We start from the raw sequence: 22,585 nt of genomic DNA on the forward strand, positions 1-22,585 counted from the left end.
CCATCTTCCTGCTCAATCTCGATCGCCAAGCTCAATCCGTCTCGCCGGGAGTCCAGTCGAACGAGACGACCCGGCCCGCTTCCGTCTCGGAGCGGAAGTGGCGGGGCAGGCCGGGAGAGAGCGGTGACAGGAAGTCCGTCGGGGGACCGGGATCGGCGGAGGTGGGGGTCGTCTCGGTCAGGTCGGCGAGCCCGGCGGCGATCAGTGCGCGATCGAGCCCTTCCCGGGTGGTGACGATCCGCCGCAGGGGGCCTTGCTGGCGGACCACCTCGCTGGTGTCGGGCAACATCAGCGCGGCCCAATAGGCCGAGCGCTCGGCCTGACGTTGCAGCGTCAGGAAACGAGCGACCTCGGCCGAGATCGAGTCGCGGTCGGCGCCGGTGACCGTCGGGCCGAGGCGATTGAGCCGCGATCGGAGCCGATCGGCCGATCGCTCGAGGCGTTCCACCAGCGCCCCCGCGGCGGGGATCGGCAGCGTCGCGCCCCCGGACGCGCTGACGGCGTCACCCTCGGCGGCCCGGATCGTGGTCAACACGGTCGCCCCCTCGTGCAAGGGCTGGGGGATGCTCAGGCGGCGGCCCCGGCCAGAATCGGACGCGGGCATCGGATCGATCCAGACCAGCTCGACGCGGCGAGCCGGACCGTCGCCGAGCGGGATGATCCAACGCCCTCCAGGACCGAGCCGAGGACGCACGGGGCGGCCATCGACCACCGCGGCCGGCGCCTCCGCGTCGGGGGGCGCGGTCAAGGTCAGGAACGGCCCCGGCTGGGGCTCGAGTTCCAGGATGCCGTGCCCCCGCACCGTCCCATCCGGGGCGATCAAGCAGGTCAGGTCCAGCAGGTCGACCCGGGTGGTTTCCAGGTCGTTCGAAGCACCTCGCGAGGTCGATGGCGGCTGGACCACCAGCGACCACCCCCCCGGCTGCACCCGGTAGACCTTCCGACTGGCGTCGGGGGGAAGGGGCGATGAGAACAAGGTCGCAAACTGCTCTTCCGTGGCGGAATCGGCCAGGACGAGGCCCGTGACGTCGAGGCCCGGCGGCCGATCGGTCGGGACGACCAGGGCAATGGTGTGTCCCGTGGCCGTGCCGAGGCCCCAGGCCACCAGGTCGGGGAAGGCCAGGGGCTGGTTCTCCTCCAGCGGCAGGACCGACCGGATGCGGAGGTCGGTCGACCCCCAGATGGGGCGGCCGGGGTCGATCTCGATCCGGTCGCCGAGGTCGCGAACCGCCACCGGCGGCATGCCGTCCAGCTCGTACTCGGCCCCCTCGGCCCAAGATTCCGGCAGGATCAGCTCGATCCGGTCCGCGGGCCCGCCCGACACCCGATAGCGGACCAACGCCTCCCAGCGGGCCGATTGGCTGCTCAGGACGAGCTGGCTCCAGAGCTCGACCGTGACCGCGGGGAACGACTCGACCCGGAGGAAGCCCGGCTGATCGATGGGGATGGGCCGATAGCGTCGGCGATTGTTCGAGGTCGCCAGGCGATCGATCGGTTGCGAGCGGCCGTCGGCCCCCCGGTAATCGACCAGGGCCGTCGTCGGGGTGGAGAGCAAAAGCGTGCCCGGCTCGACCGACAGGCCAGGCCACTCGGGCCAGGGCAAGGGACGATCCGCGAGCAGCGGGCCAGGCTCCATCGGCCTGGCCAGTTCGGGGAGCCATCCCGTCAGGCTGATCGGGCGAACCGCGCTGGCGAGACCGTCGAACCGGAGCCGAAGCTGGTCGGGGAGCGGCCGATCCCAGGCAGTCAGGCCAGGGGCCTCCAGGTCGACGAGCTCCAGATCCGCCGGGATCGTCAACCTGACCCTGCGGATGGCCCGGCCGTCGAGGTCGGAGATCCGGGCGGCGAGCCTCCAATCCCAACGGCCGCCGTCGAGGTCCAGTCGCAAGGTCGGCTCGACCCGGCGTCGAGGGCTCGTCGGCCCCAGCGGGACGGAGATCTGAGGAACGCCCGAGAATCGCGAGGCGCCGGCCACGTCGAGCGCCCCTCCTCGCGGCAGTGGTCCCCAGCTTTGCTCAAACTCCTGATCGCTGATGGGCGTCGCGCCCGGGCTCGATTCGAGCCGGCCTCCCCAGGTCTTCGGTCGCATCAGGGCGATCTGACCATCGAAGCCGGAAACGCCGATCGGTTCCAGGCGGGGGGGCGTGCGACGCGTCGGGCCGTCGCGCGGCCCACCGGCCGGGATCGGCGACTCGGCCCGGAGCGAGCGCCGGAGTTCGAGCTGGAGCACCGCCCCTTCGGGCAAGGGGGGGTCGATCCGGGCAATCCAGCGGTCGCCGTCGTCGGCGACGATCCGAGAGCTCTCGACGATGGCCCCGGCAGCTCGGACCGAACGCACGGCAACACCCGGGTCGACGGCAAACCAGAGTTCCCGGACGGGGCTGGGCCCCCGGATCGTCAGCCGGGCATCGAGCAGGTCGCTCGTCGGCAGGGCTTGCCAGAGGAGGAGCCCCTCGAGTCCGGGGGCCTCGGTCGCATCCCCCTCCTGGTCGATTCGGTCCCAGCGCACCTCGATCCGGTCGCTCGGGCCGATCGCGGCTCGGAGCTCGCCATCGGCGCCGATCGCGATCGGGCCGAACGATCGGGAGAGGGTCAGCCCCGAGGCCGCCGGCGGCTCGGCCACCCGGAGCGAGGCCGAGGCCACCGGGTTGATCGGCAGGACCAGGCGGACGCCCGAGGTCTCGGCCTCGGGGTGGACCCGCTGGCGAACGATCAGTTCGTGCAAGCCGGCCTCCCCGTCGATGGCGACGGTGGCCCGGTCCGCCGACTCGCCGATCAAGACCGGCCGCGGCCGACCATCGACGATCGCGTGCAGGTCGGTCGGCCGACCGATCGGCAACGACCAGATCGCCGGCCCTTCCTCCTCGAACCGCAGGGTCAGGCGGGATTCCAGACGCCAACCGTCCTCCCCGTCGGGCCGGAGCTCGTGATCGGCATGGACCACTCCCACGGTGGGCCAGTCCGGGCCCGGCTCGCCGCCGACCGGCGGGGCAGCAGCGGCGTCCGCCAGGCGCCCGGCATCCGACTCCCGGAGCCAGACCACCGCCCCTTCAGAGCCCGGGACGCGATCGGCCCCCGGTTCCAGGACGAACGCGATCACCGGGGGATCCCCGGGGGAATCGGCCGGCGGGGCGGTCTGCGCACCGGCCATCGCGGCAATCAGGAGGAACACCCCCGACGCCCCCAGGCCCACCCGGGAGGCCGATCCTCGTGCCTGAATCAGGGTCGAGGCATTGGACTCATCGGGCGTCGGCCGGGGACGGCTCCGGACCAGGGCAACGATCAGGCTCACCAATCCCGCGTAGAAAGGCCCGATCACGAAGGCCGAGCGGCGAGGTTCCCCCTGTTCCCCCAGCATGACCGTGGCGAGGACGACGATCAGCAGGAGGCTGAGCCGGACCGCATTCCAGCCGCGGCCCGGCAACCGGATCGAGGCCCCCAGCACCAGCAGCACGCCCACGCCCAGGCCGGCCATCAGCCACGGCCACCGATTCAGCGATCGTATCCCGGCATCTTCGACCGGCCATCCGCTCGCCACGAAGCGACGAACGACCCGGGAGTCGGTCTTCGAGCTGCGAAGCGGCGCGATGGCTTCGTTTCGGATCCTCCCGGAAACCGATCGCCAACGCTCCAGGGTCCGGAAGCGATCCGATCGGTCGGCCCCCCAGGCGACGGCCTCGCGGAGCGACCGGACCCAGTCGTCTCGGGTCGGTCCCGAGGCCAGCCGCGTCGGCGAGATGCGGGGGGCCTCGGCCGGAGACGTGATCAGGAAGACCGTGTCGATCGGCACGGCAAGCAACCCCAGCGACGCCAGGGCGCGGCGAGAGGCCCCCGCCTGCCCCTCCTGGTCGGATCGGGACGCGAGGGGGACGATTGTGCCCGGACCGTGGCCGAGGGCCTCGAGCGCCGACCGATCAATCACCAGCGGCCACCGCCCCACGTCCCACGAGGCCAGGGCGTCGCCCAGCCGGAGCCCGCCGATCGGATGGCGGGTCGCCCGTTCGTCGAGCTGTTCGAGCATCGTGCGTTCCAGCGCCGTCAACCGGGGGAGACGCCGGAGGGAGACGCCCGGCAGCCATCCGGGGCGATCCGGCCCCGGGTCGGCGGGAGTCAACGCCCGCCCGACCTCCGCCAGAGTCCGTGCCGTCGGCCAGGCCAGATTCCACGAGAACGACAGGCAGGGCATCGAGAACCGGGGGCGATCCGGCTCCAGCGCCCCCGAGCCGACCGTCTGGACGAACTCGACCACGACGGATCGCGGCTGCCCCGGGGCCGACCGCTCGGCCTCGGGGGGCTGCGTCAGGGGGATCCAGATCATCTCCCCTTGCGCGAACGGCTCGACCTGCCTCCCATTCGAGGAGACCGCCGCGAGGATCGCGCCTTCCGGCAATGCGATGCCCAGCGACGCGGCCTCCTCGGCCGCGACCTCGAGCGTCAATCGATGCCGGGTCAGGCCGTCGGTCGACGGGGTCGAGGCGAGCTGGGCCCGGAGGATCACGCCATCGAACCGCGAGGCGGGGAGCAGGGTGGTCCGCACCATCAGCAGGCCGGGCTGCCCCTCGTAGAGGAATCGATCCGCCAGGCGGGTCGTCGGATCGGGGGAGCGATCGGCCTCGGGGCCCGCGGCCGAGGTGCCCAGCTCTCGGAACGACAGATCCCCCCGGGTCTCGCAGCGCAGGGCCGGATCGACGCGGAGCGAGACGTTCCCCCGCGTCTCGAACCAGCGGGGCAGGTCGAGCATCGGCAAGGGGCCTTCGCCGTCCCAGGGGAGTTCCAGCCTCCCCCGGATCGACAGGGGGCCTGCGAGATCCGAGGGCAGCCGAAGCTCGGACTCGTCACCCACCGAGGGGGAGACCGCGAGGGGCCGCGCGTGCTGGCCCTCGGCGGGGACCAGCGACCAGCTCGGCCCGGTCGCGTCGGCTCCCACGGGGCGAATTCGGACGGGCAGGGTGCGCAAGGATTCCCCTCGCGGATCGACCTGGAGGTCCCAATCGACGGTCAGCCGCCCATCTCGGATCGTCACCCGCTGGCTGACGAGGGCGATCGGCCGCCTGGGAATCGGCTCGCGAACCACCCGGCCCCGGGCATCCGGAGCCACCCATCGCCAGGACAGCATGGGGCGGGGCGTCTGCAGGGAGGCCCCCGAAGGGCCCGAGGCCGGGTCGAGCCAGGCAAGCCCCTCGGCCTCGACGGGGCGCAGGAGGGCTTCCAGGTCGGAGATGATCGACCAGCGCTCTTCCGCGACGGCAAGATCGACGGGCTGGAGCCGGGGAAGCTCCAGCGATCGGGGCTCCTCGCGGACCAGCGACGCCGAGACGATCAACTCGGGGCGACGACGGTCGGGGGCCGCCACCTCGCCGGGACGGGTGCCGGGCAAGACGACCCGAATCAGGCGGCGTCCGTCGGGCCGTTGTTCCTGCTCCCATCGCGAGGCGAGCTGCCCATCCGCGGTCCGGATCGCGTCGGGCGACCATCCGGCCGAGAGGAGGACGCTGACGAGGGTCGGCGAGGTGGGCGGCGGCTCGACATCGATCTCGGCCTCCAGGACGTCCGCCCCGTTACGCAGCCGGACGGTCCCCTGGACGGACACGGAGGTGATGGTGCGGGCCGGAGCCAGGTGCAGCTCGGCGACGGGCTCGGGGTGGTCGGCGAAGAAGGCCAGCGGCAATCCGCTGCGATCCGGGTCGGACGCGAGGCCGGGGAGTTCGTCCTGCTCCGATCGACGGCCCACCTCGTCCCTGGCCCGTTCCAGCTCCTGCCAGGTTTCGACGGGAATCTCGTCGAGGTCGAGCCGTCGGCCGGCGCGTTCCCGACAATCGCGCAACGACCACGATTGGTCGAGCCAGACGATCACCGGCCCCCCAGTCCACTGGACCTCCAGGGGCTCGGGCACCGGGACGAGCCACCGGCCCGGTGCGTCGATCGGGGCCAATCCGGAGAGCGTCAGGCGGGTCGGCCCGATCAACCCGTCTCGCCATCGGACGGTCAGACGAGTCCCCTCGGGGCTGGGGCTCAGCTCGACCCCGGAGACCGCCCCCTCCGGGCCGATGACCTCTTCCCAGGTCACCCCGGGGGGCAGGGAGATCACCAGCGGCCGGTGCCCTTCGGACCCCGGGTCGATGGACCAGGCGGTGGTCCACCGGGCCACCCCGGCGGCATCCCCCTCCAGCTCGACCAGGGTTGCCCCCCCGATCCAGGGGCCCGAGGGTCGGTCGGGGTCGGGGGCCGATCGGAGCCGAAGGACGACCGAACCGCCCGGCCCGTCGAATCGCCAGCGTCGCCGGCCCGGCTCTCCGGTCGGTTCCGGCCCCTCGCGGTAGCCGGGAGGGCCGGAGGGGGTGATCCCCTCCGGGAGGTCGAGGATCAGCGCCGTGGCGGATCCCTCGATCAGTTCCAGGTCGAAGATCCGGCCCTCCGCCTCGACCCGGGGCCGGAGCCGCCACGAAATCGTCACCGATCGGACCGCCTCCGGAGCCTCCCCGGGCCCGATCCGGAGGAAGGCCCGACCGTCTCCGTCCCGATGGACCAGGGTGCAGGACGTCGGCGACACCTGCTCGACCGCCGGCGACCAGGGCCAGAGGGGGGCCCATCGCACCGAGGAACCCGGGTCGGGGAACCGGAGCAAGGTCCGGCCGACCAGCTCCCCCCCCTCGAGCCGGACCCGGTGCTCGATCCGCCTCGGCTCGATCGGCCGGGACGCCTCGGCCGCCGAGGCCGACCGCCGGGCCTCCTTCACCAGCGTCTCGAACCGATCGGCCGGCATCGCAGTCAGGCCGACCCGGCCGGGAAACCACCGCTCCAGCATCGCCTCGGACACCCGGAGCTGAACGACCTCGGGCGGCGCGTCCGGGGCGGCCTGGAGCCGACGAGGCCCGATCGATCCGGCGAGCCCCGCCGAGGCGACCGCGGCCATCAGGAAGATTCGGAAAGGCAAAGCGGTCATGTCGAGTCGCATCCGCCGATCAACCGTTTGAGGACGTGCCAGGAGGACAGGGCGACGATTGGATCACGACGCCGGGGAGTGGTCGGACCGCGTCGGCGGAGCCAGGTCGATGACCTCGTCCCGCAGCTCGGAGTCGGGCCGGGGCGACGGCTGAGGGGCCGCCCCGACCCGGGACGGCCGGGGACGGATCGCAGTCGAGTCGTCCGAACCGACCAGCGGTGTCGAGCCTCCCGAGAGTCCCGTCCCCGAGGCATGCTCGCTCCCCGAGGCGGTGGGGCCGAGCCCGCTCTGCTCGCCGAACCGGGGGCCGGGCCGTCGGAGCTCGACCGCCCGACGGGTCAGGACGGCCACCGCGATCAGGAGCCAGCCGACGGCCGACGACTGCACGACCACGACCGACGTGCTCGGGCCCATCAGGATCAGGGCGAGGAAGACCGCCGCCCCGACGACCGGCAAGACGCGGGCCCGGATCGGCTTCCGGACCAGGACGAGCAGCCCGAACAGCAGGACCACCCCCGAACAGCACCCCACCAGCGTGGCCCGCGAGACGACCATCGCGTTGAGCGACCCCGGATTCCCGGGGCGGCTGAACAGATAGCCGTGGTCGCCGCTCCTGCCTCCGGTCAGGGGCGGGGCCAGCGTCTCGGCCGAGCTGCCCGGCCCGGCGATCCAGACGGCCAGCTCGGACGGCGACATCCCCGGCTGACGCTTCCAGACGTATCCGGCCCAGTACCAGATGTTCTCATCCGTGAATCCGCGAGGGACCCCGATCAACGCCTGGTTCCAGGGGACCCGGACTTCCCAGAGCGTCTCGAACACCCGGCCGCCGTCGAGCAACCTCGGCGGCTGCCACCGGCTGCCGGCCTCCTCCTGAGGAAGCCGGTAGCTCATGCCGACCAGCACCCCTCGGGCGGTCTCCGCCGGCAGATGCAGCAAGAACATCCCCGGGCGCTCCAGCGCGTCGAGGTCATCGGAGGGGACCGGCTCGCCATCGAGGTAGACGCGATCCAGCTCCGCGCCATACGGCAACCGGAACCCGAGCGACGGGCCATGGTCATCGAAGCGGAACCAGGCGGCGATCCTGACCTCGCCGTCCGAGCCTTGCTCCGACCTGAGCCAGAGCCGGGAGGCGAGCGACTTCGGCAACTCCGCCGGCGCGGCGGCCGTGGCCAGGAATCGGGGACGAACCGCCGATGCCGCCCCGGCCGGCCGGACCCAGACCTGTCGGATCGGCAGCGGTGCGCCCCCGTCGGGATTGGTCACCCACTGGTTCTCGGACGGGCGTCGCCACCCTTCTCCCTCGGGCCTCAGCCCGATCCCGGGGTCGGCGGCGATCTCGACCCGAGGGGGCGAGGCCGGGCGAGGGTCCAGCACCTCGATCCGGGGGATCTCCATCGAGACCGGTTCCCCCGGCACCAGTCGACCCGCCTCCTGGAGCCGATAGCGGAGCCGGAGCTTGACCGGCCCCCCGCTGGCCGGCTGTGCCAGCGTCAGCCGGCGGACCGGCAAGCCGTCCGGCCCCGGCGGGATCGGTTCCTCCTGCTCGATGACCCCCCGATCGACCAGCTCCCAGGCACGCTCCAGGTCGGCCGGGATGGCCAGGTCGACCCACTTCAACTCGCCGTCGGGGGCGTAGAGGGTCAGGTCCTGCTGCACGTCGATCCCGTCCCGGGAGACCCGGACCAACTGGTCGATCATCGAGGAGACCGTCATGGCCCGCTCGGTCAGGGACAGGGGGACCGTCGCCGCCGGCGCCTCGAACCGCAGCCAGAGGACCCGGCGCGGCAACTCTCCCGAGGCGCTCGACCAGGGACCGGCCTCCAGGACGGCCGACGACTCGACCGGGATCACCTCCGCGGAGGCCTGGGCTTCCAGCCCGTCGGCGGGGGCCACGTCGAGATCTGCGGGGACCGCCACCGCGAGCCGACCGCCGTCGAACCCCGCATCGATCGGGCGGAAGATCGGCAACTGCCCCGGCCGATCGGGGTCGAACCGGGCCGCCCCCTCCAGCTCGATCCGGAGCGGGGCCTGCTGGCCGTCCCGGAGCGCGGAGGCCAGCGTCAGCTCCAGCAGGGCAGGGCCCGGGGACTCCTCCGCCCCATCCGGCCGGATCAGATCCCAGGAGGAAACCACCTCGGCAGGGCCGACCCGCTCGATTTCGAGGCCATCGGGCACTTCGACCCGCAGGCTGAAGCACTGGCCGCGGACCGATCGGTAGTCGAGCCACGACTCCACGCTCGCGGCGGTCCCGCCGGGTTCGACCCGCGCGAAGGACCGCTGGGCGACCCGCACCAGGGGAGGCATCGGGCCCACGCGCAGTTGCAGCCCGAACGGCTGATCGGCGAATCGGAAGGCCGAGAGGATCGTGGGCCTGATCCGGGCGATTTCCTCGCGGAGATCACGCGGGTCGATGCGCCGCAGGCCGTCATCCGGGTCGGCCAGGATGCGCAGGCCATCGGTCCGGCCGATCGAGAGGGTGCCGGTCTGTTCGATGACCCCCTCGAACGGATGGCCGACGAACCGGACCGAGGCCAGGCCGGTCGCAGGATCGAGGGCGGGGACCGCCCGGCGGGTGGTGATCGCCACCCGGATCGACTCTCCCTTCCGCACCGTCCTCGGGAGCGAGAGCAGGCGCCCCCGGCCATCGAGGGTCGAGGCCGGGGGGAGAGGGCGCCCTTCCGTCTCGATCTCCAGGATTTCCTCGTCCGGATCGGGCAGGAAGACCAGGGTCGAGACGTCTCCGCGACGGACCTGGATCTCCCAGATCGACTGCGCCGTCAACGCCCCCTCGCTCAGATCCAGCGAGATGTGGCCGCCCCCGGTCAGCAGCGGGGGGACCGGCGCGGCCTCGTCGCGGTGGGGGAGCCAGCGAATTTCCAGCTCGCTGCGGGCGTCGAGCATCGCCTCGATCCGGGAGAGGCGGCCATCGTCGATGGCTTCGACCGGGAGCGGGGCGCCGTCCCCCAGCGAGGCCTCGGCGATCGGCCCCTCCAGGTCCAGTTGCAAGCGGGTCCGGACCGCCCGGGGGATTGCCAGGGTCAGCCCTCGCCGGTCGTCGATCGATCGGACGGGGGCGACCACATCGACCCGGACCGTCCGCAACTGCTCCTCGTCCCCCTGGCCGGGCAGGATCACATACCAGCCGTCCGGCGGCGCGGCCTCCCAGCCCAGCGGCACCCCGTCCGACTCCGCCTCTCGCGGATAAAGCCCGTCCAGCCCGATCGGGACCCGGTGCGGCCCGGGCCCCCGGGCATAGAGGCTGATCGTCAACGAGAGTCGGGCCAGCCCGCCGTCGGCCGGCACCTGCCCGACCACCTCGATCGCCGTCACCCCCGAGAGGGCCGACCGGGCGACGTCCTCCAGCTGTTCCCCCGACCGGACGACCACCACCGGGATCTCCGATTCGGGACCCGCCGGAGGCCCGACCTCGGCCTGAACCTCAACCTCGGCCTCGGCCTCGCCCCTGACTCCAGGCGCATCCTCATCCTGCGCCGGCGATGCCCCGGGAGCCATCAGCAGCGTGAGGACCGCGCATCTCCAAAGAAGGTCACGATTTCGGGCCACGCGGCGCACCCTCGCTCAGGTCGTGGAGATTGACCGGCGTCGCCGAGACAGGATACGACGCGAGCCAGGTCAAACAGCCGGAGGGGATTCGATCCGGTCGTTCGATCGCAGCAGGATGAGTCATCCGGCAAATTGTACCACCTGGAGAACCCCGGAGTCACGGTGCGACCTGACCGGCTCGTCCTCCTCGACCTCCCGAGGAGAACGCCATGCAACCACTCCCCGAAGACTCCCGAGCCGAGCGGACGAAGCTCGGTCCTCGGTGCGTCCGGCCCGACCACCCGACGCGGTTCGACGCGGATCACGACTCCTCGGTCGATGACCCACTGCTCCCCCAGGCGGCCGCCGCCGCCCGGGCAGCCTCGTCGTGCACGAGGCCGTTGGTGGCGAGAATCTCCTGGCTGTACAGGTCATACGGCCCGCCGTCGAGGGCCGAGACGGTGCCGCCGGCCTCCCGCACGAGCAAGACCCCCGCGGCGACGTCCCAGGGATGCACGTGCGTCCCGAAGCAGACGTCGGCCCCTCCCGACGCGAGCGTGGCCAGGTTCCAGGCGGTCGACCCGCTGCGGCGCACCGAGTGCGTATCGGTCGAGAAGCGTCCCATCAGGGCGAGCTGCCGGGGAGCGTCGGAGCCGAACCGCGTGGGAAAGGCCGCGGAGATCAAGCAGCGTTGCAGGCGATCCGCCCGGCTGACCCGGACCGGCTTCCCGTCCCTGGTCGTCCCGCCTCCCAAGCTGGCCGACCACATGGTGTCGGTCAGCGGGGCGTAGACGACCCCCGCGATCAGCCTTCCCTGGTGTTCCAGGCCGATGGACACCGTCCAGATGGGGAACTGGTGGGCGAAGTTGACGGTCCCGTCCAACGGGTCGACGATCCAGCGGAAGGGGCGATCCGGATCGGGCCGAACCCCTTCCTCCTCGGCGAGCAGGGTATGCCCGGGGAACCGCTCGGCCAGCAGGGCGGCGATGGTTCGCTGGCTGGCCAGGTCGGCCGCCGTGACCAGATCGCTCGGCCCCTTCTCGCGGGCCTCGACGCGCCCGTAGTGCTCGAGCAACACCTCGCCCGCCCGCCGAGCAACCTCCTCGGCGACCCCCCGATACTCGTGATACGCTTCGGCCACGAACCGAGCCCTCCCCGAACGTCAATGACCGGGCCATTGCCATCGAAGCCCTCCCCGGGGACACCCGGGGAGGGCTCCTCCCGGCCATCGATCTTGCCAGACCCGGGGCGACGGCGTCTATCCCCGTGGGCCCGGTCCAGGACGGGCCCGGAGGGTCAACGGGCCGGGGTCAATCGGTCCTCCTTGAGCAGATCCTGCCACGCCTTCAGGCCAGGGCCATCGGGGGCATCGGGGTCGTAGCCGAGCGCCTCGCGGCCGGTCAACATCATCAAGGTATCGAGGGCGAGCTGACGGACCCCCGGGTTGGGCGAGGCCAGGTCGGCGACGAGCTCGGCGTAAACCTCCTCCTCGCCAACCCGATCCTCGGGGATCCCCAGCAGGAGGCGGTCGAACGCCTCGGCGGCCTCGGGGGGGGCGACGAACCGCTCCAGCAGCTCCCGGACCTCCTCGGCCGGCTCGCTCCCCCGGGCCATCCGCCGCATGACGATCCCGATGGCCGTCCCCCGGACGGCCGGGTCTCCGGGACGATTCAAAAGGGGCATGACCTGCTCCAGGGCCTCGGCATCGGACCCGGCCATCGCCCCCAGGGCCGCGACCGAGAGGCTTCGAACGGTCGGGTCCGGATCCTCGATCCCTTCGAGCAGGGTGAAGGTGATGGATCCGGTGGAATGCTCGAAGAGGCCCGAGAAGGCCTCACCGGCCTGGATGTCGGCGGGTTGCGGCTCGGGGTCGACGACCCACTGGGGCATCACGGCCGGCTCCGCGCCGAGGATGCCGTCTTCCGGGTCGACGCTGACCAGGATCGGCCCCTCGAACTCCTGCGGCTCGCCGCCGTCGAAGCTCGCGCCCAGCGTGCCCGCCGGGCAGAGGATCGTCAGCAAGGGACGGCCCGCCGCCGCCCCGGGCAACTTCAACCCCATCCAGGACAGGCCGACCGGACGCCCCGGGGGCAGTCGCAGCGACACCGTACGCCCTTCGAAGCCGACGGCGATCGGCGTCTCGGGATCGGAGGACCGGAGCACGACGCTCCCGTCGATCAATGCGAACCGCGGCGTGTCGGCCAGCTCCGGCTCCTCCACGCGCAGCTCGGACTGGGCGATCATGGTCACCCGGACCGCCCCCAGGCCGATCGAGGTGCGGAACGGGGCCAGGTTCACCACCCGGTCTCCCGGCGCGAGGGGATCATCGGCTTCGAGCCGCTCCCAGGTCGGATTCGCCCGCAGAACGACCCCATCCGTCTGCTCGACGACCGCCGCCTCCCCGTCCGCCAGGGGGGCCTCGACCTCGGCAGGGGGCTCCGGTGTCGGTTCGGGCTCGGGTCCGGGCTCGGGTCCCTCGGCCGGCAGGCTCGGATCCGGCTCGGTGACGGGCGGAGGGGCGGGTCGACCGCCGTCCTCGTCCTCGGCCTCGTCCTCGGCCGGCTCGCCCCCGGCGTCGGCATCGAACTGCGCGGCGACGAGCGCATCCGCCTCTCGGATCTGGACGCCGGCGTACCGCAGGTTCAGGTAACCGACCACCCCGAGCACCCCGATGAGCAGCACGGCCACCACCCAGGGCACGACCTGCTCGAAGCCGGATCGCGGCACCGGGGCCGTCTTCGCCCAGGGGGCCTCCGGGGCGCCTGACACGGCGTCGGGGAGCATGCCGGCCGCGGGGGGGACGGCCTCCCGGTAATTCGTCCGGACCGCCTCCGGCCCCTTGAACAGGCGATACATCCGGTATCGCGACTCGGAGGGGACCTTGGCCTTGTTCTTGATCAGGCTGAGAATCTGGTGACAACTGGCGGCCTCGGCCAGGTGCAGATCGGACTCCAGGCAGAGCTTTTCGTATTCGGCGACCTTGTCGGCTTCCAGCTCATTGTCGAGGTAAGCGGCCACGGTGTTCGGGTCAACCGCCTCGGGCCCGCTGTTCGGTGGCACCGTCAGCCGACGGCGGCGGGTCACCTTGCGAATCCGCTCGATGAGCGTCTGGGCGAACGGGGTGCTCGAAACCTGCAACCCGATCTCGCGCACCTCTTCCGGCGGAAGGGTATCGTCGAGCCAGGCAAGAAGCGTACGGAGAGTCAGTCGCATCGGAGTCGCTCGGGTCCAGAGATGCCGAGAGTCGGTCGGATGGCCGGAGCTTCCGGTTCCGAACCGCTCGTCCTCAATTCTATCAGTGCCCTGAGCCGAGCCGATCCGTCGAAAAACTTCCGAAATCCCCACCGCCATCAGCCGCTCAACCCGGAACAATCCGCTCGCTTTACGTCCTTTCCGACGACGCCTCGGCTCATCGACGCTCAACCCGGTAAATCCGAAACAAGGGGTCGGGCGGCTCCTGCCCGTAGAGAGGCGTGAACTGCCCGGGATATTGCTCGGCCCACTGGCGCTCGACGGGCCAGGGTTCGCTCGCATTATGCCGGGCAACCACCAGCAGCTCGATCTGCTCGGCCCGGAGGTTGGCGAGCCAGGCGTCGTAATCCTGCTCCTCGCGGTCCCAGCCGGGCATGTCGCCGGGCCAGTTCGGGCGCCCTTCGGCGACGGCCTCGCGGTGGTAGTCGTGCATCAACCAGTCGCGATGCTCGTTGACATTCACGTACCGCACCCGATTCTTCATGCCCGGCCCGAGCAGGAAGTACGGCAGGTTCGTCCCGGCATAGGCAACCCGAGCCCCGTCGGGACCGGACAACCGGTCGAGCGTCAGCCAGCCTCGGAAATAGTCGACGAACACCGGGAAGAATCGCAACGGTTCCGACATCCCCCAGGGAGCCGTCACCATCCCTCCGATCATAAACAACGCCGCCAACGCCCCCCACGCGGCCCCCTTCGTCTTCGCCTGCGTCGGTCGGTTGAGCGCCCGGCCGATCATGGCCGCCGCCCAGAAGGCCAGCAGGCCGATGATCCAAGGGCCGTACACGAGAGAACCGACCCGGACCATCTCCGCCCACTGACCGGCATCCACGGCTGCCGTGAGCGAGTCCCCCCAATCGTCGCTCGGCATCGGCAGCACGATCGGGCCGGGCGTGGTGTTCGGAATCATCGGCGAGAAATCCCAGGGGATCTTCTGTTCCTCCCCGAACCTCGCCCAGGGCCACCCCTGGCCGGTCATCGTATGCAAGGCCAGCAAGACGACCCCGACCACGCGCAGCAGCTTCGCCCGATCCAACAGCATCGCCACCGGCACCGCCGCCATGCCCACCGCCGGGAAGAGAAACCGCTGCTGGGTCCGATACGGGATGATTCCCCAGTAAATCACCGCATTCATCACCGCCAACGCCGCAATCGCCCAGGTCCAGCGTGCCCGAGCCTTCTCCCGGCGCCTCCCGATCGACCAGAAGCCCAGCAGCGCCGCCAGCCAGAGCGGGGCCAGCCTCGGGTCGAAGACCTGCAAGAACATGTCGATCCCCGCCCGCCAGTCGCGGGGGTCGATGTAATAGCGGCTCCCTTGCATCACCTCTGGCGCGTACCAGCCGGTCAGCCACACCCGACCGAAGGCCTCAACCTGCACCGGATAGAGCGGATTGCCGGTCAGCCGGGCGTTCCGGGCGTACCAGTATCCGGCCGTCAGCATCGGTGCGAGGGCCAGGATCGCCAGGTGACCGAGCTTCGATCGCCACCCTTCGGCCCGCACCAAGGCCGCCAGCCCCGCCGCCGCCAGCAAGGGGGGCACCAGGACCAGCCCCGTCGGCTTGCATCCCCAGCAACACCCCGCCGCCAGGGCCCCGAGCGTCAAGGTCCGGGGCCCACCCTCTCCCATCGCGTACCGGAGCAGGAAGAAGGCCGACGCCAGGTAGCCGGCCTGGAGGATCGTATCGACGTTCGCCTCGAAGCCGAACACGATGTAAGGGGAGCAGGTCAGCATCCAGGCCGCGGCGATCATCGCCGCCGATCGCCCCGCCCCCACCTGCCGGGCCATCGCGAAGACGGCCATCCCGGTCATGACGTGGAACGGCGCCTGGCCGACCTTCGCCAGCAGGTCGCCCCCCCAGCCGATCATCAGCCAGGCGAACCAGAGATCACCGATCGCCGAGAAGTAGGTCACCACGTTGTCGCCGAACGGCGCGGCGACCAGGTCGAGCGACCCCGATTCCCACCACCGGGCCGCGAACCAGAGGTGATAGATCGGCCCATCGCTGATCACCTTCACCGGCAACAAGAGCGACCGCATCCCGAGCAAGACCGACGCCCAGAGCGTCAGGCCGAGGGCCACCGTCGCATCGAGATGCCAGGTCGGATCGCCGGCGGGGAAGACCTCGTCGGGCCCGGCGTCCGGGATCGGCCACCGCATCCGTGACAACCAGCCGAGAACACCTCCCGCGATCGACCAGGCCAGCAGCGGGGCGCGCCCCAGGAGCCCGATCGCCCCGAGCACCTCCATCCCCAGCGTCACCCAGGTCCAGGCGATGACCGCCGTCGCGAGCCATCGGACCACCCCCCTCGGTTGCCCGAACGCATGGCCGGCCGCCCAGGAGGCCCCGGCCAGCACCGGGGCGTTGAGCAAGGTCGTCCAGAGCAGGCCGACGCCGATCGCGGTCATGCCGAGGGTCCTTCTCCTGGTTTCCGGCCCACCGCGATCGTCGACAACGCGGGCCAGCCGGGAATCCGCTCGATCACCTTCGCCACCGGCAGGAGCAGGTCGAACAGCCGCATCTGCCCCGGGGAGAGCCGATCGCGTCCGAAGATCTTCCCGCTCACGTACCAGCCGACCGTCCCGAACCGGTTGAACCCCTGTTGATGGACGACCTCGAAGCCCGCGGCCTCCAGCTTCCGGCGCAACTCCACCTCCTCGTACCGCCGCTCGTGCCCCAGCGCGCGGTCGGTCGGCGAGTAGAGCCAGGGGTGTTGCGGCACGAGGATGATCGCGTGCCCACCGGGCCGGAGCACCCGGAAGAACTGGCGAAGCACCTCCTCGTCGGGCGCGATGTGCTCCAGCACGTTCAGGCAGACGATCGTATCAAGCCGCTCGGCCTCGATCCGATCGTAGTCGGCCGATCGGGTCAGGTCCATCTCGACGGTTTCGACATTCTCGAGATGACCGAACCGTCGGGAGATCATTTCAACGTAAAAGGCTTCGTTATCGGTTGCGATCAGCCGGTCGCTGTCCAGCAGCAGCTCCGTCAGGTTCCCGATCCCGCAGCCGGCCTCCAGCACCCGGGAGCCGATCCAGGGCTCGATCTGCCGGAGCAGCCAGCGATTCAGGCCCCGGGCCTTGCGCATGGCGACGAGGATCGCGTAGCCGTCGTGCGTCGTGAAGCGGCGATCGAAGAACCGGCAGCGGAGCATCACCCCGATCGCCCGCAAGCCGTCGACCCATCGGACCTTCTTCCCCTCCAGGTACGTCCGGCCCGCGTAGCTGATCGCCACCTCGTACAGCCGGACGCCCCACTGGGCGAGCCGCACGGTCAGCTCCGGCTCGAACCCGAACTTTCGGCTCTTGAGCGGGGTCTGCCGGAGCAGGTCGGCGCGGATGGCCTTGTAGCCGGTCTCCATGTCGGTCAGGTTCAGGTCGCAGAGGACGTTGCAGAGCCACGTCAAGAGGCCGTTGCCGAGGCTGTGCCAGTAATACAGGACCCGTCGGTAGTCTCCGCTCAGGAATCGGCTGCCGAAGACGGCGTCGGCCCGGCCGTCGAGGATCGGCTGCACGAGCCGGGGCAGGTCGTTCGGGTCGTACTCCAGGTCGGCGTCCTGAATGACAACGATCTCGCCCCGCAGGTGGGGCAGGGCGGTCCGGATCGAGGCCCCTTTGCCCCGGTTCCTGGAATGGTGCAGCACCCGGATGCGCGGGTCGGACTCGGCCAGGGCGCGGAGCACCTCGTCCGAGCCGTCCGTCGAGCCGTCGTCCACGGCGATCAACTCGAGCGGCACCGGCACCGGCGCCTCGAAGACCCGCCGGATGATCGTCCGCAAGGTCCGCCGCTCGTTGAAGACGGGCATCACCAGGCTCAGGACCGGCCGATCGGCCGAGGCAGGGGGTGATCCGCAGGGGAGGTCGGGCTCGGGCATGCGTTCGCTTCGAGTTCGCCGAGGACAAGACGAGGGGTGGAGTGCCATCCGATCCGATCGTTTGGGCCTGCCCGGGGGCGACCGGTCACTCGGGGACGGGCCACGCGATCGCCCAAAAGGGTGACAGACCCGACGGCCCGCCGTCCAGAGGGTTCCCGGATCGATGCCCGATCCGAAGCGGGCCGATCCGAAGGTCAGGGCCCCTCACGCCGGGCATGATCATCATGGGCTTGTGGACGCCGCCAGCGCCGATAGGTCGTCAGCAACGACCGCGCGGCCCGGTCGCTGCCGATCCGAGCCAGCAGATTGCCGAGCGCCTCGGCGTGCATCCTCGGCTGATCGGCCCCGGAGGACGGGGCGGCCCTCGGCCGACCGAGGATCACCGCATGGGCCAGGGCCGCGATCAGGGCCAGCATCAGGAAGTGGCCGGCCACGATCCCCAGCTCCGGCACCTGCCGGATCACCTGCCAGGGGGTCGGCATTGCCGACTCGGCCCCCAGCAAGAACGCCCCCTCGACGAACGCCACCTTGCGCCCGGACGAACCGACCCAATCAGCCACCCTCATCGTCAACGGCCGGCGAGCATGCGGGACCACCGCCGCATTGAGCAGGAACGAGCCGTTGGCCACGACCAGCACGGCCGAGGGGTCCTCATCCTCGATCGCGTCTTCCCAGGACCAGTCCATCGCAAGCACCCGGTCGTCGTCCCCGGTCAACAGGGGGACCTCCGCGGGGCTGCTGATCTCCAGCGCCCGATGCAAGGGCAAGGCCGCGGCCCCGGGTTCCACCCCTTCGGCCCAGGGGCCGCCCAGCGTTTTCGAGGGCCCGGGCACCCCGACCTGCTCGTCGAACCGGAACCAGAGGTCCGGGTCGGCGAGCTGGAAGCCCGGCGGAGGGCCTTCCGACACCCAGTCCGAGGCCCTCGCCAGCCTCTCCTCGATCCGATCGCGTTGAGATTCGGGGGCGTCGGCGGGGAGGGCGTCCAGCGCGCCTTGCCAGTATTCGGCCTCGGCGCCGCCATCGCGACAGACGAGGATCAGGCGACGGCCATACCCGGACATCTGCCAGTCGAAGTACCAGTCGGCCTCCTCCTGGGTCACGCCCCCCGGCTCCGGCAGGAACCGGACGATCGTCTCGGCCCAGCCCCCCAGCTCGTCGTTCAGCCGGCGAGCCGCCCGGACCTCGTGCCCTCGGTCGCGCAGCAGCGAGGCGAAGACCCCCGTCCCGTTCACGCTCCGACCGGCGACCCTCCCATAGGTCGTATCGATCTGGGTTTCCCCGCACCCCGAGGCCAGCACGAGAACCCCCAGGGCCGGCCACCAGCGTCCCGAGCGTCGCCATCCGGTCCCCTCGAATCGGCTCATCGCGCCACCCCCGAAGCAAGGACCGCTTCCAGCGACTCGGCCTCCTCCCAGAGGGCCTCGAACGACTCGGCGTCGGGTTCCTGGTGGCCGTAGGAGACGGCCTCGAACATGCGAAGCGTCCGGCCGACCGCCCCTTGCACCACCCGGTCCTCGATCGACCGGACCAGCTGCCGGCCGGTCCGACCGGGGGCGAGCCGGATCAGGCCCATCCGGTCGAGCAGCAACAACTGGTGGACGAACAGCAAGACCACGGCCCGGCCACGATCCCCCCGATCCCGGAACCGGCGAGCGGCCTCCAGCGGGTCGGCGTCGTCCGTCTCCAGGCCCGTCGGCAGCGCGTCGATTCGGCTGGCCGACCCCGTCACCTGCGCCGCCTTCGAGGCCGTTCGGGACGGCCCGGACTCCTCGATCCTCCGCTGCCAGGTGCGGGCGAGGTAGAGGATCAGGGCCATCAATCCCGCGGCCAGCAGGACGAAGACGATCAGCCGGCCGAGGTCCTGCAGGTTCAGCGACGGCCAGTCGAACCACGACCCTCCCCCTCCCGCCCGGGCGTTCGGCAGCGTCGGAGGGCGGGGCGGCGTGACCGGGCGGAACCCGTCATTCTGGGCGTCGTACCAGGGGAAGCTCCGGTCGGCAAAGGCCCGGCGGACCGCCTCGACCGCCTCGCGATCGGCCGACGCTCCCGAGGGCGTCTGGGCCTGCCCCAGCGCGCACGCCCAGGGAACCCCCGAGACGAGCACGAGCACCACCATCCCGAGCATCCGTCGGATCACCATGCGTCGGAGTCCTCGTTCATGGCCCGCCCGACCGCCCGCAGCCGCAGCTCGACCTCCCAGCCTTCGAGCCGGATCCGCTGGTCGATGTACGTCAGGAAGCGGACGACCGCGAAGAAGGCGACCGCGATCCAGGCCCCGACGACGATCCAGGCGTTGAACACGAAATCGAGCTCCGAATACCCCCAGGTCAGCTCCCCCTCGAAGACGCTCAGCACCTGGCCGCTCGCGAACCAGAAGGCCAGCACGAACACGGCCCCGAAGATCACCTGCACCATCCACTGGCTGAACAGCTCGCCGCCGCGATCGCTGCTCAGGTCGGTGCAACGCGCCCAGGCCCGTCGCCACTTGCCGCGCTCCAGCAAGAGCACCTCATTCATGAACACCTGACGCACCGGGATCAACCAGGCCAGGACGATCGACACGAGCAGGATGCTCCGCAGGACGAACTGGTACGTCAGCAGGGGGACGAGGTGCCTGAGCATCGTGCCGAGCACCTGGCCCGGCCTCGGCGTGCTGCCGAACATCATCCCGCCCAGCACGACCGTCAGCGGGGCCGTGGCGAACGGCGCCTCCAGCGCGATCGCCCAGAGGTGGCCGACCACCCGCATCTCCTCGACGTCGCGCAGGATCCAGGCGTTGAGCAGGGCCCACGGGGCGATCCCCAGCGCCGCCGTGACCCCGATCGTCATCGGCCGGTGCCGGATCACCACAAGCGCCAGGTCGAGGATGTCCAGGAACGATCGCTCCCGGATCTGGACCAACGTTCGATCAACGGCCACGATCTCGCTCCGATCCCTTGCCGACCGACTCGGCGAAACCGCCCGACTCCCCGGCCGCCCCGCGACCCCCCAGCCCCACGTAAACCAGGAGCAAGAGCGTACTGCCGATCGCCACCCCCGCCTTCCCCCAGTAGGGCAAGGCCGACGCCGACACGAACCCCTCCACGAACGCCGCCAGCACGAACAGGCAGACCGCCGTGCCGACCACCGGCAACGAGGCCCGAGCCTCCCGGGCCAGCGAATCGAGCCGGCGCTGCCCCTTCGTGTCGATCAGGCCCCAGCCCAGCCGCAAGCCGGCCGCACCCGACATCACGATCGCCGTCAGCTCGAACGGCCCGTGGGCCGTGACGAACTCGTAGAAATTCGAGGCCGAGGGGGTCGTCGCCATGTGCCCGAACATCGTCCCCAGCACGATCGCCTGGAAGCTCAGCTCGTAGAGCGTCATGAGGCCGAAGGTCAGGCCATACGCATAGCACTTCAGGCCGATCGCCGCGTTGTGGTTGATGTAGAACCCGGTCATGAAGGCGTCTTCGCGGGGCATCTCGGTCAAGGGGCGGGCGTACATTTCCTCCAGGTTGGCCAGCTGGCCGGGGCCGACGATCTTCTCGGCGAAGCCGGGCCTGCCGGCGGCCAGCAGCCCGGCCAGGATCATCAGGCCCCAAAAGACCGCCGACGCCAGCTTCAGGAACGGCTCCGAGCGCAGCCGCCTCGGGACCACCTCCAGCAGCTCCGAGGCCCAGTCCCGGACGCGAAAGCCCGGCGTCCGGTAGATCGAATTGTGGGCCCGGCCGACCAGGGCGTGCAGATACGCCACCGTCTCCCGGGGCAGATCATACGCCTCGGCCAGCATCAAATCGGCGCAGGCGGCCCGGTACAGCTCCCCCAGCCGGACCACCTCGGCCGCCCCGATGCGGCCATCGGGGGCGGGGGCGGTCGGGTCTTCCTGCTGCTCGGCGGCGATCGTCGACGACCGGGGCAGGAGCCGACGGCCTCGCAAGGCCCCGGCCTGCTCGAATCGGATCAGGAGCGCATCCAGCTCTCGCCAGACCTGCTCGCGACGGGCAAGGCGCTCGGCGACCCTCATGCGCGATCACTCCTCCAGGAAGACGCGGTGGTACAGGGCGCAGAGCACGGCGTCTCCCGGCGCCTCGCCCGGCAAATCGTACGCCTTGCGGGCCGGGACCGCGAGATGGGCGGCCATTTCCTCCCGGCGCGACGCGCTGAACCGCTTCCGGTGCGCCACATAATCGGCCAGCGCCCTCGACAGCTCCGGCCCGGCCTCGATCCGGGCCGGCAGCCGGGGCAAGAGGGCCTCGACCGCCCGATCGTCGAGGGGCACCACGCCCCCCCGGGTCGGCCTCTGCTCGACGATCACCATCGTCCGGGCCGCCAGGTCCCCGAGCCGCTGGAACCGACGGGTCAGCATCATGCTGGCGATCGCCGGCAAGTAGCCGAACGGGACGATCCCGTCGAAGCACCAGAGCAGATTCCGCAGGAACGCCTGGCCCCCGTTGATCGGCACCCCCTCGACCGACACCACCCGAATCCCCATCGCCCGCTTGCCGACGGTCTGGCCGTTGAGCATCCCCTCGAGCAGGGCCCCGTAGCCGAACCGGAGCCCGAACAGGATGACCAGGAACAGCCCGCCGCCCGCCGCCGTCCCGAGCGCCAGCAGCAGCGACACCATCAGCCCCAGGAAGATGAGCATCCCCAGGACCCCCAGGTCGATCAGGTAGGCCGTCGCCCGGCGGAACGGGCCGGCCAGCGGGTACTGGAACGTGATCCGCTCCGGGGTGATCAACTGGACGGTCGTATCGAGTGCCTCGACCGTCGCGTCAGGGGCCGCCGTGGCCATGGGATGTGCTCGATCTCGACGCCGCAAGGTCCTGGGACCGGTCCCGCGCCCCGGGCCATCCGGCGCGCCGTCTCGCCCGTCCCCGGGGTCGATCCATGCTATCCCCCTGAGCGCCGGCCGGCAACGTCCCGAACCTCGGCGATCCGCCGATCCGGCCCATTCTCCTCATCATTGCGCCCGAGGCCGGGCGCGGGGACCACCAC

General features: G+C 71.1%; 11 protein-coding genes. All 11 read right to left on the minus strand.

Going from position 1 to position 22,585, the window contains the following annotated elements:
* Positions 1–31: 31 nt before the first annotated feature.
* The 11 genes from AB1L88_RS09425 to AB1L88_RS09475 all read right to left on the minus strand — a co-directional run bounded on the left by AB1L88_RS09425 (position 32) and on the right by AB1L88_RS09475 (position 22,382).
* Complete coding sequence (locus tag AB1L88_RS09425) at positions 32–6,943, minus strand: hypothetical protein (RefSeq protein WP_367096397.1); 6,912 nt, start codon at positions 6,941–6,943, stop codon at positions 32–34.
* 63 nt (positions 6,944–7,006) lie between these two features.
* Entirely contained in the window at positions 7,007–10,507 is a 3,501-nt protein-coding gene (locus AB1L88_RS09430) for a hypothetical protein (protein ID WP_367096398.1), read from the minus strand.
* A 301-nt stretch (positions 10,508–10,808) separates the two neighbouring features.
* The gene (locus AB1L88_RS09435; protein ID WP_367096399.1) at positions 10,809–11,627 is read right to left on the minus strand and encodes an inositol monophosphatase family protein; all 819 of its coding nucleotides are present in this window, start codon (positions 11,625–11,627) and stop codon (positions 10,809–10,811) included.
* A 155-nt stretch (positions 11,628–11,782) separates the two neighbouring features.
* Entirely contained in the window at positions 11,783–13,699 is a 1,917-nt protein-coding gene (locus AB1L88_RS09440; protein ID WP_367096400.1) for a HEAT repeat domain-containing protein, read from the minus strand.
* Positions 13,700–13,895: 196 nt separating this feature from the next.
* Positions 13,896–16,142, minus strand: coding sequence for a 4-amino-4-deoxy-L-arabinose transferase (locus tag AB1L88_RS09445; protein ID WP_367096401.1), 2,247 nt, complete (start codon positions 16,140–16,142; stop codon positions 13,896–13,898).
* Complete coding sequence (locus tag AB1L88_RS09450; RefSeq protein WP_367096402.1) at positions 16,139–17,608, minus strand: bifunctional glycosyltransferase/class I SAM-dependent methyltransferase; 1,470 nt, start codon at positions 17,606–17,608, stop codon at positions 16,139–16,141. The genes AB1L88_RS09445 and AB1L88_RS09450 overlap by 4 nt, the downstream gene beginning before the upstream one ends.
* A 194-nt stretch (positions 17,609–17,802) precedes the next feature.
* Positions 17,803–18,972 (minus strand): DUF4350 domain-containing protein, encoded by a 1,170-nt coding sequence (locus AB1L88_RS09455; RefSeq protein WP_367096403.1) that lies wholly within the window; start codon positions 18,970–18,972, stop codon positions 17,803–17,805.
* Positions 18,969–19,748, minus strand: coding sequence for a DUF4129 domain-containing protein (locus tag AB1L88_RS09460; RefSeq protein ID WP_367096404.1), 780 nt, complete (start codon positions 19,746–19,748; stop codon positions 18,969–18,971). The genes AB1L88_RS09455 and AB1L88_RS09460 overlap by 4 nt, the downstream gene beginning before the upstream one ends.
* The gene (locus AB1L88_RS09465; protein ID WP_367096405.1) at positions 19,742–20,527 is read right to left on the minus strand and encodes a hypothetical protein; all 786 of its coding nucleotides are present in this window, start codon (positions 20,525–20,527) and stop codon (positions 19,742–19,744) included. The genes AB1L88_RS09460 and AB1L88_RS09465 overlap by 7 nt, the downstream gene beginning before the upstream one ends.
* A complete protein-coding gene (locus tag AB1L88_RS09470) occupies positions 20,517–21,611 on the minus strand; it encodes a stage II sporulation protein M (RefSeq protein ID WP_367096406.1) in 1,095 nt (364 codons plus the stop codon). Before AB1L88_RS09470 ends, AB1L88_RS09465 begins: the two co-directional genes overlap by 11 nt.
* Before the next feature lie 6 nt (positions 21,612–21,617).
* Positions 21,618–22,382, minus strand: coding sequence for an RDD family protein (locus tag AB1L88_RS09475; RefSeq protein WP_367096407.1), 765 nt, complete (start codon positions 22,380–22,382; stop codon positions 21,618–21,620).
* Positions 22,383–22,585 lie beyond the last annotated feature (203 nt).

The sequence above is a fragment of the Tautonia sp. JC769 genome (assembly GCF_040717455.1).
Lineage (GTDB): Bacteria > Planctomycetota > Planctomycetia > Isosphaerales > Isosphaeraceae > Tautonia.